Below are 15246 nucleotides of genomic sequence, written 5' to 3' on the forward strand. Positions count from 1 at the left end.
CGCCGCTCACTCGGTCTCGATGATCGCTTCGATCTCGACCGCGGCATTCAGCGGCAGCGAGGCGACGCCGACGGCAGAACGGGCGTGCTTGCCGCGCTCGCCGAGTGCCGCGACCAGGAAGTCGGACGCTCCGTTGGCGACCAGGTGCTGCTCGGTGAAGTCGGGCGTAGAGGCAACGAAGACGGTGATCTTGACGATGCGACGGATTTTTTCGAGGTCGCCGAGCGCTGCCTTGGCCTGTGCCAGGATGTTGATTGCACACTGCTTGGCGCCATCCTTGGCGGCTGCCGTGTCGACGGCGCGGCCAACGAGACCGGAGGCGATGAGCTTGCCATCCTTGAGCGGCAGCTGGCCCGCGGTAAAGACGTAGTTGCCGGTATTCATGAACGGCACGTAGTTGGCCGCGGGTGCGGCGGCGGCCGGCAGCGTCACGCCGAGATCACTCAGCCGCTTTTCGATTGTTTCGCTCATCGTCTTTCCTTATCTCTGAGTCTCGGGTCGTAGGTGAGGTCGCGCCGAAAGTGCTATTTTTGCCTCGCTTCCGCCACGACTTTTTTTATGGTGGACCATCATTCCCAGCGGCCTGTCAGGGCCGCGCCGATCGGAGCATCGTGTATGCGCGCAACGCGCCTTGCTGTACTTGCCACCCTTTCCGCTTCGGCACTTGGCCTTGTGCCCGCTTATGCTGCGCCTGTGCTTGCTCCTCACCGCGCAGTCTACGATCTGGTGCTCGACCAGGCGTCGGATCGCTCGGGGATAACAGGCCTCACCGGCCGCATGGTGTACGAGTTCAACGGTTCGGCCTGCGAGGGCTATACGGTGAAGTTCCGTTTCGTCACGCAGATCGCGACGCAGGAAAACACGCGCCTGACCGACCAGCAGACGACGACGTTCGAGGACGCCGAGGGCAAGACCTTCTCCTTTGTCACCAAGTCCTTCGTCGACCAGAGCCTCGACCGCGAGGTCAAGGGCACTGCGACGCGCGATACGAACGGGGTGAAGGTCGACATCGAAAAGCCGACGCCCGGCACCGTCGATCTCGCCAGGACGCAGTTCCCGACCCAGCATCTGGTCGAGCTCATCGACAAGGCAGAGAGGGGCGAGACCTTCTATGAAACCAGCCTGTTCGACGGTTCCGAGGATGCCGACAAGGTAATGACCACGACCGTCATCGTCGGCAAGAAGGCCGAGGCGCCGAGCGGCGACCCCGAGCTTCCAGCACTGGCAGGATTGGCCAAGGACAAGTACTGGCCGGTCGACATTGCCTATTTCGACGAGAGCAAAGGCAGCGGCGAGGAAGTGCCGGAGTACCGGATCAGCTTCAAGCTGCACGAGAACGGCCTGACGCGTGATCTGGTCATGGACTACGGCGACTTCTCCATGACCGGCAAGCTGGTCAATCTCTCGCTGTTCCCGGTGCCGCAGGGCAGTTGCAAGAAGTAGGCGGCGCGTGGCTGTTTATGTCGACGCGGCGATCTGGAAGTGGGTGGGCCATCGCTGGTGCCACCTGCTGGCCGACGATATCCATGAGCTGCACCGTTTTGCTGCCCAGCTTGGGCTGAAGCGCTCCTCCTACCAGGGGCCACCCAAGACCTCCGCCCCCCACTATGACATTACCGGCTTCGAGCGGGATCGGGCCGTGAGGCTCGGCGCCGTCGAATGCAGCCGCGAGGAGATCGTGGCGGTGTTCCGCCGCGTGCGCGTGCGCAACTTCAAGCGTCGCGAGCCCAGGCCGATGGAAAGTGCCGTGCAGGAAGAGCCGGGCATTTCCCGCTGGGCAGCCGGCAGCTGAACTGCCCCGGTCGCGGGAATCGCCCCCCGGATTTGATCGCGGCGGTTGGCGGTGCCGATGCGACAGGATGCCCATGTCGCGGTGTGGCGGTGCAGAACGCCTTGTTTTCCGCCAATATCGACCTGGTCCCGGGGTTGCACTCACCAGGCAATACGTCTATATGCCGCCCCATTCCACACACGGACTTTGGTTTCTGCCCGGGAGAAATCCGGCTGAGACCGCCCGGTGGCGTTTCGAGCATTTCAGCGAAAAGCGTCATGGTCCGTGGAGGCTAACCGGAAAAGGACATAAAGATGGCATTGCCTGATTTCAGCATGCGCCAGCTTCTCGAAGCTGGCTCGCACTTCGGCCACCAGACCCACCGCTGGAACCCGAAGATGGCGCCCTACATCTACGGCGCCCGCAACAACGTTCACATCATCGACCTGTCGCAGACTGTTCCGCTTCTGCACCAGGCCCTGAAGCAGGTTTCCGACGTCGTGTCGCGCGGCGGCCGCGTGCTGTTCGTCGGCACCAAGCGCCAGGCTTCCGACATCGTTGCTGACGCTGCCCAGCGTTCGGCTCAGTACTACGTCAACTCGCGTTGGCTCGGCGGCATGCTGACCAACTGGAAGACGATCTCGAATTCGATCCAGCGCCTGCGCAAGCTCGACGAGCTGCTCGCTGGCGAAGCCCATGGCTTCACCAAGAAGGAGCGCCTGAACCTCGAGCGTGAGCGCGAGAAGCTGGATAAGGCCCTCGGCGGTATCAAGGACATGGGCTCGACCCCTGACCTGATGTTTGTCATCGACACCAATAAGGAAGCGATCGCCATCCAGGAAGCCAAGCGTCTTGGCATTCCGGTCGTTGCAATCATCGATTCGAACTGCGATCCGGACAAGATCGACTTCCCGATCCCCGGCAACGACGACGCTGCCCGCGCGATCCAGCTGTATTGCGATCTGATCGCCAAGGCCTGCATCGACGGCATCGCTCGCCAGCAGGGCGCCCTGGGTGTCGACATCGGCGCCTCGGCCGAGGCTCCGATCGAGCCGGCCCTGGACAACACCGCTTCGGGCGAAGCCCAGGCTTGATATCACGAAGGCCGGGAAACCGGCCTTCCTTTCTGGATCGGGCGCATACCTCGCGCCGGCGTCAGGCGCATCATCGAACCCTCGGTGGTGCGCCAGCGCATTTCAAAGCAAAGAGGCCACAATGAGCATTTCGGCAGCACAGGTTAAGGAACTCCGCGAACTCTCGGGCGCGGGCATGATGGATTGCAAGGCCGCTCTGGCCGAGACCGGCGGCGACATGGAAGCTGCCGTCGACTGGCTGCGCAAGAAGGGCATCTCCAAGGCCGACAAGAAGGCTGGCCGCACGGCCGCCGAAGGCCTGATCGGCGTTGATGCCGGCGTGCGCGAAGCCGTCGTTGTCGAGGTCAACTCCGAGACCGACTTCGTTGCCCGCAACGCGGCTTTCCAGGAGATCGTCAACAACGTCGCCAAGGTTGCGCTTGCCTACGGCTCCACCGAGGCTGTTGCTGCGGCCAAGTATCCGGGTTCGGACAAGTCGGTCACCGACACGATCAAGGACGCTGTCGGCACCATTGGCGAGAACATGAGCTTCCGCCGTTCGGCCAAGCTTTCGGTTTCGGAAGGCGTCGTTGCCACCTACGTCCATAACGCCGTTGCCGACAATGTCGGCAAGCTCGGCGTGCTGGTTGCTGTCGAGACCGCCGGCAACCACGATGCCGCTCGCGCCTTCGCGCGTCAGGTCGCCATGCACGTTGCCGCGACCAACCCGCTGGCCCTGACCCCTGACGAGGTCGACGCTACGCATGTTGAGCGCGAAAAGGCGATCTTCGCCGACCAGGCCCGCCAGTCGGGCAAGCCGGAAAACATCATCGAGAAGATGGTGGAAGGCCGCATGCGCAAGTTCTACGAGGAAGTCGTGCTGCTCAAGCAGGCCTTCGTGCTCAACCCCGACCTGACGGTCGAGGCAGCCCTCAAGGACGCTGAGAAGCAGATCGGTGCGCCTGCCAAGATCACCGGCTACATCCGTTTCGCGCTCGGCGAGGGCATCGAAAAGGAAGAGAGCGATTTCGCTGCTGAAGTTGCTGCTGCCGTAAAAGGCTAAAAAGTAGCGCTGCATCAAGCGCTTCCTGAGGATAGCCGAAGGGCGCCGCGTGACATCGCGGCGCCCTTCGTGTATCGGAACCCAAATTCAACAGCCGCGAGGAACCCATGACCGACAAGCCGCTCTACCGGCGCGTACTGCTTAAGGCGTCGGGTGAAGCCCTGATGGGCGAGCAGCATTTCGGCATCGACGTTTCTGTTGTCGACCGCATTGCCAGCGACATCGCCGAGGCGAGGGCGCTTGGGGTGGAGGTCGGCGTGGTCATCGGCGGCGGCAACATCTTTCGCGGCGTGGCCGTTGCCTCCAAGGGCGGCGATCGCGTCACCGGCGATCACATGGGCATGCTCGCCACCATCATCAATTCGCTGGCGTTGCGCACGTCGCTGCACAAGCTCGGCGTCGATTCCGTGGTGCTTTCGGCCATCGCCATGCCGGAGCTTTGCGAGAGCTTCTCACAGCGCCAGGCCACGGCCTACATGGACGCAGGTAAGGTCGTGATCTTTGCCGGCGGCACCGGCAATCCCTTCTTCACCACCGATTCGGCGGCAGCACTGCGCGCGGCCGAGATCGGCGCCGACGCCCTGTTCAAGGGGACGCAGGTGGACGGCGTCTACTCTGCCGATCCCAAGAAGGACCCAACCGCGACGCGCTTCGAGCGCATCACGCATCAGGAAGTCATCGCCAAGGGCCTGTCCATCATGGATACGGCAGCGATTGCACTTGCGCGCGAAAACAACATTCCGATAATCGTCTATTCGATCCACGAAAAAGGCGGCTTCGGCGAAATATTGAAAGGTGGCGGCCGCTGCACGATTGTTGCGGACGCCTGACCATTGGAACGATGGCCCCGGACCCGGGACCAAGGAGACTGCTATGAGCACGGATTACAACGATCTTCAGCGCCGCATGGAAGGTGCCATCAACGCTTTCAAGCATGACCTCGCATCGCTGCGCACGGGGCGTGCCTCGAGCAACCTTCTCGATCCGATCCATGTCATGGCCTATGGCTCGCCGATGCCGCTCAACCAGGTGGCGACCGTGTCGGTGCCTGAGCCGCGCATGATTTCAGTGTCGGTCTGGGACAAGTCGATGGTGGGTGCAGTCGATCGCGCCATCCGCGAGTCGAACCTCGGCTTCAATCCGATCGTCGACGGCACCAACCTGCGCATTCCGCTGCCGGAACTCAACGAGCAGCGCCGCAAGGAATTGGTCAAGATCGCCCATACCTATGCCGAGAATGCCAAGGTAGCGACCCGCCACGTGCGCCGCGACGGCATGGATGCGCTCAAGAAGGCAGAGAAGGATGGCGACATCAGCCAGGACGACCAGCGCGTCCAGTCCGACAAGGTCCAGAAGCTGACCGACGACACGATCAGCCAGATCGACAGCCTGCTGGCAGGCAAAGAAGCCGAGATCATGCAAGTCTAAGGCAGGCAACTCGCCTGTCCGAAAGCGAACGGATGACTACGCCCGCGCATGTCGCGATCATCATGGACGGCAATGGCCGCTGGGCAAAGGCCCGGGGGTTGCCACGCGTTGCGGGGCACAAGGCCGGCGTGGAAGCGCTGCGCCGCACCGTTCGCGCTGCGGCCGACCTTGGCATTTCCTGGCTGACGGTCTACGCGTTTTCTTCGGAAAACTGGTCGCGGCCGAAGTCTGAGGTCACAGACCTCATGGGCTTGCTCAAGATCTTCATCCGACGCGATCTGGCCGAACTCCATAATAGCGGCGTGCGCGTGCGCGTCATCGGCGACAGGGCGACCTTGCAGCCCGATATCAGATCCCTGCTGGAAGAGGCGGAGACGCTGACGGCAGGCAACGATTCGCTGACCCTGGTGATTGCGTTCAACTATGGCGGACGCGACGAGATCGCACGGGCGGCGCGAAAGCTTGCCGAAGCGGTCAAACGTGGCGACCTCGCAAGCGAGGACATCACGCCGGAACTTTTTGCCGAAGAGCTCGACACCTCGGGCATCCCCGATCCGGATCTGTTGATCCGCACCAGCGGCGAAGTCAGGCTTTCCAACTTCCTGCCCTGGCAGTCTGCCTACAGCGAACTGGTCTTCCAGCCCTGCTATTGGCCCGATTTCACCAGGGAGCACCTGGCTGACGCATTGCGCGAATATACCGGCCGCGAGCGCCGCTTTGGCGGGCTAGCGCCGCGCGACGTTGCGCTGTGACGGCGGAACGCATGAGCAATCTCCAGATCCGTACGATATCGGCGATTGTCCTTGCCGTTGCCGTCCTGCTGCTCACCTGGTTGGGCGGCGTGCCGTTCCGGTTGTTTTCGGCGGCGATCGTGCTCGGGATATTCTACGAATGGTCGCGCATGGCGCGTCCGAAGACGGAGGCCAGTTGGACGGCAGGGGCTCTCGGCTTCCTGCCTGAAGGATTGGTGCTGATCTTCGTCGGTGCGCTTGTCATCGGCATCCCTGCCTTTGCCTTGCTCGCCCTGGCAGCACTTTTCGCCGGAGTGCTCTGGAGTGCCGGACGGCTGCGCGGCATTGGCGGTTGGGATGCGGCGGGCTTCGGCTACGCGGCGCTGTCCGGCCTGTCGCTCGCCCTGCTGCGTGGCGACGGTGCTTCCGGGCTGGTTGCTATCCTTTTTCTCTTCGCCGTGGTCTGGTCGACCGACATCTTCGCCTATTTCGTCGGCCGCAAGGTCGGCGGGCCCAAGCTCGCGCCGGCGATTTCGCCCGGCAAGACGCGCAGCGGTGCCGTCGGTGGCGCCGTCGGCGGTGTTGTCGCAGGCCTGCTGCTCGCAGGGGCGATGGGCGTTGGCAATCTGCCTTTGCTCGGAATTGTGGCGCTGTTGCTGTCGGTCGTCTCGCAGGCTGGCGACCTTTTCGAATCATGGGTCAAGCGGCGGCACGGCTACAAGGATTCCGGTTTCATCATTCCCGGTCACGGGGGCGTGATGGACCGGGTCGACGGGCTTGTCGCGGCGGCATTTGCCCTATACGTCATCGGCTGGCTGTCAGGTTCCGCCGATCATCCGGCGCATGGCCTGTTTCCTGCCTGATCGGCAGTCGGCCATTGTTGACGTCGGGACGTGCGGAACGCACGGCGCCAAGTGGTTGAGGGCTAGACTTGAACGAGTATCTTCCTGCCTTCCTGAGCACCAACGGACTTCTTTTCGGCACCATCGTGCCGTTTCTGTTCGTGCTGACCATCGTCGTCTTCGTGCATGAGATGGGACACTACCTCGTCGGCCGCTGGTGCGGCATCGGGGTGAGGGCGTTCTCCATAGGCTTCGGCCCCGAGCTTTTCGGCTTCAACGACAGGCGTGGCACGCGGTGGAAGCTCTGCGCCATTCCGCTCGGCGGCTATGTCAAATTCGTCGGCGACATGAACGTCACCAGCTCGCCTGAAGGGGCGGAGGTCGACAATCTGAGCGAGGCGGAGCGCAAGATCGCGTTCCATACGCAGCCTGTATGGAAACGTGCCGCGACCGTCTTCGCCGGCCCGCTGTTCAACTTCCTGCTGACGATCGCAGTCTTTACCGTGCTGTTCACGGCCTATGGTCGCTACGTCATGGAGCCGACCGTTGCCGAAGTGCGCGTCGGCAGTCCGGCAGCCGTCGCCGGCATCATGCCGGGCGACCGATTCGTCAGCGTCGACGGTACGCCTGTCGAAACCTTCTCCGATGTGCAGCGTCTCGTTTCGGGACGGGGCGGCGATCCGATCAAGTTCGTCATGCGTCGCGACGGCAAGGAAGTCGACGTCACGGCTGCTCCCGAACTGATGGAGCAGAAGGACGCGCTTGGCAATTCGGTCAAGGTGGCGGTTATCGGCGTCGTCAACAACGAGGAGATGGGGCAGCCGCGGCTCATCTCTTACAGTGTGGGTGGCGCCTTTGTTCAGGCGACTTCGGAGACCTGGCACGTCATCGAGCGCACTGGGCAGTTTCTCAAGCGATTCGTGGTCGGCCGCGAAGACAAATGCCAGTTGGGTGGACCGGTGAAGATTGCCGACATGGCAGGCAAGGCAGCCAAGCTGGGCTTTGAATGGCTGATACAACTGGTGGCTTTGCTTTCGGTCGGCATCGGTTTTCTCAACCTTCTGCCGATTCCGCCCCTCGACGGCGGACACTTGGCGTTCTATGCAGTTGAGGCTGTCATCAGGCGCCCTGTTTCCGAAAGGGCGATGGAGGCTGTATATCGAGTGGGGATGATTCTCGTGCTGGCTTTTATGGGGTTCGTTTTCTGGAACGACCTGTTTGGCTGCTGAAATCATGAAGAAATTTTAGGCCGACAAGGGGCTTGTTGAGGGTGCGTTTACCATCCGGGGCAGTTTGCGTGACGCGAAAGTCACGCTCGCTGGGGAAGTAAGCGCAAATTAACCAGAAGCCTTGCGTGTAGGGAAAATCCGGTTATTACGGTACGGGAAAATTACCGCGACGTCCGGTTTTCTCGCCGTGGGGACTTCGAGAAAAGGTTGTAAAGGCCGACTATGAAGGCAGCATTCAAGTTTGCGAGCGCCGCGTCCGCGGTGGCTCTGTCCGCAGCACTGGCCGTTCCCGGAGCAGTCGCTGTCCAGTTTGTTGCCGTGTCTGCCGCCGAGGCGGCGGTGGTCAACCGAGTCGAAGTGCGCGGCAACCAGCGCGTCGATGCCGACACGGTCCGCAACTACATCAACATCAAGCCCGGCAAGTCGTTCACGAACAACGACATTGACGATGCGGTGAAGGCGCTGTTCGGCAGCGGCTTGTTCTCCGATGTGCGTATCAATCAGGTCGGTTCGACCTTGGTGGTTCAGGTCTCCGAATACCAGGTCGTCAACAATGTGCTGTTCCAGGGCAACAAGAAGCTGAAGGACGCCCAGCTCGGCAGCGCCGTTCAGCTGAAGCCGCGCGGTGCCTTCTCGCAAGCGACGCTCGAGTCCGATGCACAGGCGATCAAGGAAGCCTACAAGCGCGTCGGCCGTGATGACGTGACCGTCGGCACGAAGGTCATGGATCTCGGCGAGAACCGCGTGAACGTGGTGTTCGAGATCAATGAAGGTGGCCGCACCAAGATCGCGGCTATCAACTTCGTCGGCAATACTGCCTATAGCGATCGTCGTCTGTCCGACATCATCTCGACCAAGCGCTCGTCGATCCTGTCGTTCATGCTGCGCGACGATATCTACGACGAGGGTCGCCTGCGCGCCGACGAGGAAGCGCTGCGCCGCTTCTATTTCAATCACGGTTACGCCGACTTCCAGGTCGTTTCCGCTTTCGGCGAACTCGACGAAGCGACGAACCAGTACACCATCACCATCACGGTCGATGAAGGTCAGCGCTACACCTTTGGTGACGTGTCGGTCGAAAGCACGATTCCGGAAGTCGATGGCGCGACGCTGCAGTCGTTGGTCGAGACACGCAAGGGCGACGTCTACAACGCCAAGAACGTTGAAGATTCGATCATTGCGATCACCGAGAATGTCGCCGGCAAGGGTTATGCCTTCGCCAAGGTGACGCCGCGTGGCGATCGCAATTTCGAGAGCCGCACCATCAACGTGGTCTACACGGTCGACCAGGGTGCCAAGGCCTATGTCGAGCGCATTGAGATCCGCGGCAACGAGCGTACGCGTGACTTCGTTATCCGTCGCGAATTCGACGTGTCCGAAGGCGATGCGTTCAACCAGGTTCTCATCCAGCGTGCCAAGAAGCGTCTTGAGGCGCTGAACTTCTTCGAGCGCGTCGAAATCTCGACGGCGCCCGGTTCGCAGCCTGATCAGGTGGTGCTGGTCGTCGATCTCATCGAGAAGTCGACCGGTGAGTTCTCGATCGGTGCCGGCTATTCGACCGGTGGCGACAATGCCGGACCGTCTGTGGAAGGCTCGATCACCGAGCGCAACTTCCTTGGTCGCGGTCAGTTCATCAAGTTCTCCGCCGGTGGCGGCAAGAACTCGCGCGACTACGGCTTCTCGTTCACCGAGCCTTATTTCTTGGGACGCCGTATCGCCGCGGGCTTCGATATCTATCGTCAGACCCGCAAATACGATCACTACGATAGCGATATCACCGGCGGTACGATCCGTTTCGGTCTGCCGATCACGGACAATATCTCGACGCAGCTCGCGTATAATATTTCCCAGGAGAAGTACGACCTCAGCTGCGTTCCAACTCCCCCGGGCGGAGATTGCAACGTATCGCAGGCCATCATCAATGGTGTGGCGCAGAGCCCCTGGATCAAGTCGTCGGTCAGCGGTACGCTGGTTTACAACACCATCGACGACATGAAGAATCCGCGCAACGGCATCTACGCCAACTTCACGACGGAAGTTGCTGGCTTGGGTGGCGACGCAAAGTTTGCAAAGTTCACTGGTCGCGCCAGCTACTATCAGACTCTCTCGGAAGAGCTTGATATTGTTGGTCTCGTCTCCGCAGGTGGTGGTCACATCATCGGCTTCGGCGACGATGGGCTTCGCGTGTTCGATCAGTTCAAGAGCAGCGATCGCATGATCCGCGGCTTCGAATATAACGGCATCGGACCACGCGATACGGTTACCGGCGAGCACCTCGGCGGCACGACGTATTTCAATGCGTCGGCTGAAGCCCAGTTCCCGATCCCGGTCGTTCCCGAAAGCTTCGGCCTGCGCGGTGCGGTGTTCGCGGACGCTGCAACACTTTACGGCAGCAAGGTGAAGGACGTGAGCTTCGGTACGTCCACCGATCTGCAGCTGCGCGCTTCCGTCGGCGTTGGCCTGCTCTGGGCGTCGCCCTTCGGTCCGCTGCGTGTCGACTATGCGATGCCGATCAAGAAGCAGGACGGCGACAATACGCAGGAATTCAATTTCGGCATTTCGACCCGCTTCTAATCGCGCGGAACAATGTGTCCGGGCCCTTCGGGGCCCGGATGCTTTTTACCGGCCCAGCTGGAACAGCATCACATGACGGATCCGGTGTTCTTTGTGCCGTCGCGCCTCTATCAGGTGGGCGAGGTGGCCGAACTGACTGGCGCCACTCTCGTCAATCCCGACCATTCCAAGATGGAAATTGCGACAATCGCCTCCGCGCATGACGGCGGCGAAGGAGCACTTGTCTTTGTCGACGGCAAACGCAACGCCGCTTCGCTTGCGACCTTGCAGGCGGTGGCTGTGCTCTGCACGCCCGATGTCGTGGGCCTGGTTCCCGAGGGCATTGCCGTTCTTGTCACGCCGCGACCGCAGCAGGCATTCGCCCGCATCGGACGGCTGCTCTATCCGGAGGCCGAGCGCCCCGTGGGCGTTACCGGCGAGACCGGTGTTTCGGCCCATGGCCATGTCGATGCCAGCGCCCATGTCGAAACAGGTGCGATCGTCGAGGCTGGCGCGGTGATCGGCCCGCTCGCCTCCATCGGCAGCGGTACGGTTATCGCAGCGAATGCGGTGGTCGGGCGTTCGGTGCAGATCGGCCGCGACTGCTACATCGGCCCACACAGTTCTGTGCAATACGCATTGCTTGGCAATGGCGTGATCATCCATGCCGGTGCGCGGATTGGTCAGGATGGCTTCGGTTTTGCCGGCGGGCCGAAGGGCCCGGAGCGCGTGCCGCAGATCGGCCGCGTCGTCATCCAGGACAATGTCGAGATTGGCGCGAATTCCACGGTGGATCGCGGCGCGATGGCCGACACGATCATCGGCGAGAACACCAAGATCGACAATCTGGTCCAGATCGCGCACAACGTGCGGATCGGTCGCAATTGTGTCATAGCCGGACTTACGGGTATCTCGGGGTCGGTGACGGTCGGCGACGGGGTCATGATGGGCGGCGGCGTCGGCCTCGCCGATCATCTCACCATCGGTGCCGGAGCAAAGCTTGCAGCGCGCAGCGGTTTCATGCACGACGTGCCGGCGGGCGAGGTCTGGGGCGGCTATCCCGGAAAACCGATGAAGGACATGATGCGCGAGTTTGTGGCGCTCAAAAAGCTGGCCAAAGGCAAGGCGAAAGAGGGTGGACGAGATGAGTGAGCAGGCAACGACAACGCTTGAAGCGGTCGACATTCTTGGCCTGTTCAGGCTGCTGCCGCACCGCTATCCGTTCCTGCTGATCGATCGCATCGTCGATATCGATGGCGATGATTCCGCCGTCGGCATCAAGAACGTCACCTTCAACGAGCCGCATTTCCAGGGTCATTTTCCCGGCCAGCCGGTGATGCCTGGCGTTCTCATCATCGAGGCCATGGCACAGACCGCCGGTGCGATCTGCCTGCGCCTGGTGATCGACGAAAGCCCTTCGCTGGTCTATCTGATGACCGTCGACGGTGCCAAGTTCCGCAAGCCGGTGGTACCCGGCGACCAGATGCGCATCCATGTCAAGAAGATCAAGAAGCGCGGCAACATCCTGAAATTCGCCTGCGAGGCGCGTGTTGACGGCGCGACCGTCGCCGAGGCCGAAGTGGCGGCCATGATGGTGCCCAAGGAATAACAAGAACGCTTATGCAGACCGAAACTTTCATCCATCCTCTGGCCGTAGTCGAAGCCGGGGCCCAGTTGGGCGTGGGCGTCCGCGTCGGCCCGTTTTGCCACGTCAGCGCCGACGCCGTGGTTGGCGACCGGGTCGAACTGGTCAGCCATGTCTCGATCATGAACGCGACGACCCTGGGCGAAGGCACCAAGGTGTTTCCGCAAGCGACGCTGGGTGCGCCGCCGCAGAACAACAAGCACAAGGGCGGCCGCACGACACTGATCATCGGAAAGAACTGCACGATCCGCGAAGGCGTGACCATGCACACCGGCACCGATACCAGCCGTGGCGAGACCATCGTCGGCGACAACGGCAATTACCTTGCCTATGCCCACGTCGCGCATGACTGCATCGTCGGCAACAACATCACCTTCGCCAATGGTGCGACGCTGGGCGGCCATGTCGAGGTCGGCAACAACGTCACCATCGGCGGCCTGACTGCAGTGCATCAGTTCGTCCGCATCGGCGATAACGCCTTCATCGGCGGTTGCTCGGCGGTTGTCGGTGACGTCATTCCATTCGCCATTGCAGTCGGCAATCGCGCCAGCCTGCGCGGCCTCAACATCGTCGGCCTGCGCCGTTCGGGCCTGCCGCGCGAGGAGATCCACCTGCTGAGGCGAGCCTACAAGACGATCTTCGACCGCTCGCACACGATTGCCGAGAATGTCGAGACTGCGCGCTCCGAATTTGGCTCCTCGCCCATCGCGATGAAGATCGTCGATTTCATCTCCAGCCGCGGCAAGCGACATTATGCCATGCCGCCCCTAAAGGGTGTTGTCGATGACGACGCCGATGACGAAGGTTAAAGGGCGTACGCAATTCGATCTCGGCGCTGCCGATCGGGTCGGCATCATCGCCGGTAGCGGCCGGCTTCCGGTCAATGTTGCCGACAGCCTCGCCGCTGCCGGCCACAGGCCCTACATCATCCGCATTGACGGCGAGACCGATCCAGGCACGAGCTTGGCGGAGCACGATGGCGAAACGCTCGCTGTGGAGCAGTTCGCCGACCTCTTTGCGCTGTTGAAGCGCCAGAAAATCACCCATCTCATCCTCGCTGGTGGCGTTAGCCGCCGTCCGGCATGGAAAGCGATACGTCCCAGCATCTCGCTTCTTCGGATCTTGCCGCAGGCGCTTGCAGCGCTGACGCGCGGAGATGATGGCCTCCTGCGTATCCTGGTCAGCCTGATCGAACGCAGCGGCGTCAAGGTTGTCGGCGCGCACCAGATCGTGCCAAACCTTCTGGCGGTTGAAGGTCCGATGGGCACGCATGTACCGCAGCAAGGTGACTGGGCCGATCTTGAGGCCGGCCTGGAGGCCGCGCGTGCCATCGGTTCTCTCGATATCGGCCAGGCTGCCATTGCCATCGGCGGTCGTGCCATCGCCCTTGAAGGCATCGAAGGCACCGACCTGCTGCTCAAGCGCGTGCGTGAACTACGCGACAACGGCCGTATAGCCGGGCGCAAGCGCGGCGTTCTGGTCAAATGCGCCAAGCCGAACCAAGAGCTGCGCACCGACCTGCCGACCATCGGCCCTGCAACCGTCGATGCGGCACATGCGGCTGGCCTGGCCGGAATCGGCGTGGAGGCCAACCGCTCGCTGGTGCTGGATTACGGTGAACTGGTCGCAAGGGCCGACAGGCTCGGCCTGTTCGTCGTCGGGCTTGCGGACCAGGGGGCGCACAAATGACCTTGCCGGCGCTCAAGATAGCCATCGTTGCCGGCGAGGAGTCGGGTGACCTTCTTGGCGCCGATCTTGTAGCTGCTCTGCGCCGCCTGAGCGGGCGTGAGGTGCGTCTTGTCGGCATTGGCGGGCGTCATCTGCAGGAGCAGGGACTTACGCCACTCTTCGATGGCGGCGAGATCGCGCTCATGGGGCTCAGCGCCATCATCCGCGACCTGCCGCGACTGATGCGGCGCATCGGCGAGACGGCGCGGTTCATCGCTGCCGAAAAGCCTGACTGTGTGGTGACCATCGACAGTCCGGATTTTTCGCTGCGCGTGGCGAAAAAGGTCCGCGCGCTCGATCCCACGATTCCGATCGTCCATTACATCTGCCCCAGCGTCTGGGCCTGGCGTCCCGGCCGCGCCAAGGCGATGAAACCTGATATCGACGAGGTTCTGTGCATCCTGCCCTTCGAACCGGCCGAGCTTGCCCGGCTGGGCGGGCCGAAGGGCACCTATGTCGGTCATCGCCTTGCCAGCGACCCCGGCGTGGCGCTGGCCGCTGCGATGCAGCTGACCGAACGGGATCTTTCGCCTGAACGTGAAAAGACCTTGCTGCTGTTGCCGGGCTCGCGCCGCGGCGAGGTTCGCGGGCTGCTCGGCGCCTTCGGCGAAACCGTCACCGCCCTTCGTGCGCGCGGGCACCGCCTGCGTCTGGTACTGCCGACAGTGCCGCATGTTGCCGGTCTCGTCGAGGAAGGTGTTTCCAGCTGGGCGCACAAGCCGGAGATCGTGCTCGATCCCCGGCGCAAGTGGCAGGCCTTCGGCGAAGCGGATGCCGCACTTATCGCTTCCGGTACGGTTGCGCTCGAACTCGCGCTCGCCGGCGTGCCGATGATGTCCAGCTACAAGCTTGACCCTTTCATGCGTCTTGCCCAGCGGCTGATCACTGTGTGGAGCGCGTCGCTTCCCAATCTGATCGCCGACCGCCCCGTGATCATCGAGGTCTACAATCAGTATGTGCGGCCCGAGTGGATGGCGCGCCATGTCGAGGGACTTTTCTCCGACAGCGGCCTGCGTCGCTGGCAGAAGGACGGCTTTGCTGAAATAGCGCGCCGTATGGCAACCGAACGCCCTTCGGGCGAACTGGCAGCAGAAGCGGTTCTCGGCCACATCCGCACCTGAGTGCTGCGCGCGTCGGCACGGGCATAGAACGCTCCGACACTTTCAACCTTCGCATCGTGCGT

Annotated in this window: 15 protein-coding genes and 1 pseudogene; 15 read left to right on the plus strand and 1 reads right to left on the minus strand. The window is 62.2% G+C overall.

Annotation, left to right across the window (positions count from 1 at the left end; genetic code table 11):
• Window positions 1-6: 6 nt before the first annotated feature.
• Complete coding sequence (locus NDO48_RS10200) at window positions 7-471, minus strand: RidA family protein (RefSeq protein WP_018428111.1); 465 nt, start codon at window positions 469-471, stop codon at window positions 7-9.
• 144 nt (window positions 472-615) lie between these two features.
• Here NDO48_RS10200 and NDO48_RS10205 point away from each other — a divergent pair, with 144 nt between their 5' ends.
• The 15 genes and pseudogenes from NDO48_RS10205 to lpxB all read left to right on the plus strand — a co-directional run bounded on the left by NDO48_RS10205 (window position 616) and on the right by lpxB (window position 15184).
• Window positions 616-1443 carry a cell envelope integrity EipB family protein gene (locus tag NDO48_RS10205; protein ID WP_018428110.1) on the plus strand — a complete coding sequence of 276 codons (828 nt, stop codon included), beginning with the start codon at window positions 616-618 and terminating at the stop codon, window positions 1441-1443.
• A 7-nt stretch (window positions 1444-1450) separates the two neighbouring features.
• Window positions 1451-1723 (plus strand): annotated as a pseudogene (locus NDO48_RS10210) (DUF4031 domain-containing protein); the annotation flags it as partial.
• Between the two features lie 362 nt (window positions 1724-2085).
• Window positions 2086-2865, plus strand: a complete 780-nt coding sequence (gene rpsB, locus NDO48_RS10215) for a 30S ribosomal protein S2 (protein WP_026227219.1) — start codon at window positions 2086-2088, stop codon at window positions 2863-2865.
• 121 nt (window positions 2866-2986) lie between these two features.
• On the plus strand, window positions 2987-3907 hold the full coding sequence (gene tsf / locus NDO48_RS10220) for a translation elongation factor Ts (RefSeq protein WP_018428107.1): 921 nt from the start codon (window positions 2987-2989) through the stop codon (window positions 3905-3907).
• 107 nt (window positions 3908-4014) lie between these two features.
• Window positions 4015-4737 carry a UMP kinase gene (pyrH, locus tag NDO48_RS10225; protein WP_018428106.1) on the plus strand — a complete coding sequence of 241 codons (723 nt, stop codon included), beginning with the start codon at window positions 4015-4017 and terminating at the stop codon, window positions 4735-4737.
• Between the two features lie 43 nt (window positions 4738-4780).
• On the plus strand, window positions 4781-5335 hold the full coding sequence (frr, locus tag NDO48_RS10230) for a ribosome recycling factor (protein WP_018428105.1): 555 nt from the start codon (window positions 4781-4783) through the stop codon (window positions 5333-5335).
• A gap of 14 nt (window positions 5336-5349) precedes the next feature.
• Entirely contained in the window at window positions 5350-6087 is a 738-nt protein-coding gene (locus NDO48_RS10235; RefSeq protein WP_198292898.1) for an isoprenyl transferase, read from the plus strand.
• 11 nt (window positions 6088-6098) lie between these two features.
• Window positions 6099-6929: a phosphatidate cytidylyltransferase gene (locus NDO48_RS10240; RefSeq protein WP_267321423.1), complete on the plus strand. Its 831-nt coding sequence runs from the start codon at window positions 6099-6101 to the stop codon at window positions 6927-6929.
• Window positions 6930-6997: 68 nt separating this feature from the next.
• Window positions 6998-8137 (plus strand): RIP metalloprotease RseP, encoded by a 1140-nt coding sequence (gene rseP, locus NDO48_RS10245; protein ID WP_267321424.1) that lies wholly within the window; start codon window positions 6998-7000, stop codon window positions 8135-8137.
• A gap of 222 nt (window positions 8138-8359) precedes the next feature.
• Window positions 8360-10711, plus strand: coding sequence for an outer membrane protein assembly factor BamA (gene bamA / locus NDO48_RS10250; RefSeq protein WP_018428101.1), 2352 nt, complete (start codon window positions 8360-8362; stop codon window positions 10709-10711).
• Between the two features lie 72 nt (window positions 10712-10783).
• Window positions 10784-11842 carry a UDP-3-O-(3-hydroxymyristoyl)glucosamine N-acyltransferase gene (gene lpxD, locus NDO48_RS10255; protein WP_267321425.1) on the plus strand — a complete coding sequence of 353 codons (1059 nt, stop codon included), beginning with the start codon at window positions 10784-10786 and terminating at the stop codon, window positions 11840-11842.
• Window positions 11835-12299, plus strand: a complete 465-nt coding sequence (gene fabZ, locus NDO48_RS10260) for a 3-hydroxyacyl-ACP dehydratase FabZ (RefSeq protein ID WP_018428099.1) — start codon at window positions 11835-11837, stop codon at window positions 12297-12299. Before lpxD ends, fabZ begins: the two co-directional genes overlap by 8 nt.
• Before the next feature lie 11 nt (window positions 12300-12310).
• Window positions 12311-13144: an acyl-ACP--UDP-N-acetylglucosamine O-acyltransferase gene (gene lpxA / locus NDO48_RS10265; RefSeq protein WP_018428098.1), complete on the plus strand. Its 834-nt coding sequence runs from the start codon at window positions 12311-12313 to the stop codon at window positions 13142-13144.
• The gene (locus NDO48_RS10270; RefSeq protein WP_157632721.1) at window positions 13131-14024 is read left to right on the plus strand and encodes an LpxI family protein; all 894 of its coding nucleotides are present in this window, start codon (window positions 13131-13133) and stop codon (window positions 14022-14024) included. The genes lpxA and NDO48_RS10270 overlap by 14 nt, the downstream gene beginning before the upstream one ends.
• A complete protein-coding gene (lpxB, locus tag NDO48_RS10275; RefSeq protein ID WP_018428096.1) occupies window positions 14021-15184 on the plus strand; it encodes a lipid-A-disaccharide synthase in 1164 nt (387 codons plus the stop codon). The genes NDO48_RS10270 and lpxB overlap by 4 nt, the downstream gene beginning before the upstream one ends.
• The last annotated feature ends 62 nt before the right edge of the window (window positions 15185-15246 follow it).

Origin of the sequence: Aminobacter sp. MET-1 (assembly GCF_026521175.1) — a bacterium.
Classification (GTDB): Bacteria; Pseudomonadota; Alphaproteobacteria; order Rhizobiales; family Rhizobiaceae; genus Aminobacter.

Bases quoted from the DNA above. Each gene is read 5' to 3' on its own strand.
- lpxA (WP_018428098.1), top strand. From the start codon at position 12,311: ATGCAGACCGAAACTTTCATCCATCCTCTGGCCGTAGTCGAAGCCGGG.
- NDO48_RS10205 (WP_018428110.1), top strand. From the start codon at position 616: ATGCGCGCAACGCGCCTTGCTGTACTTGCCACCCTTTCCGCTTCGGCA.
- fabZ (WP_018428099.1), top strand. From the start codon at position 11,835: ATGAGTGAGCAGGCAACGACAACGCTTGAAGCGGTCGACATTCTTGGC.
- NDO48_RS10200 (WP_018428111.1), bottom strand. From the start codon at position 471: ATGAGCGAAACAATCGAAAAGCGGCTGAGTGATCTCGGCGTGACGCTG.
- NDO48_RS10270 (WP_157632721.1), top strand. From the start codon at position 13,131: ATGACGAAGGTTAAAGGGCGTACGCAATTCGATCTCGGCGCTGCCGAT.
- NDO48_RS10240 (WP_267321423.1), top strand. From the start codon at position 6,099: ATGAGCAATCTCCAGATCCGTACGATATCGGCGATTGTCCTTGCCGTT.
- frr (WP_018428105.1), top strand. From the start codon at position 4,781: ATGAGCACGGATTACAACGATCTTCAGCGCCGCATGGAAGGTGCCATC.
- rpsB (WP_026227219.1), top strand. From the start codon at position 2,086: ATGGCATTGCCTGATTTCAGCATGCGCCAGCTTCTCGAAGCTGGCTCG.
- lpxD (WP_267321425.1), top strand. From the start codon at position 10,784: ATGACGGATCCGGTGTTCTTTGTGCCGTCGCGCCTCTATCAGGTGGGC.
- pyrH (WP_018428106.1), top strand. From the start codon at position 4,015: ATGACCGACAAGCCGCTCTACCGGCGCGTACTGCTTAAGGCGTCGGGT.
- tsf (WP_018428107.1), top strand. From the start codon at position 2,987: ATGAGCATTTCGGCAGCACAGGTTAAGGAACTCCGCGAACTCTCGGGC.
- lpxB (WP_018428096.1), top strand. From the start codon at position 14,021: ATGACCTTGCCGGCGCTCAAGATAGCCATCGTTGCCGGCGAGGAGTCG.
- bamA (WP_018428101.1), top strand. From the start codon at position 8,360: ATGAAGGCAGCATTCAAGTTTGCGAGCGCCGCGTCCGCGGTGGCTCTG.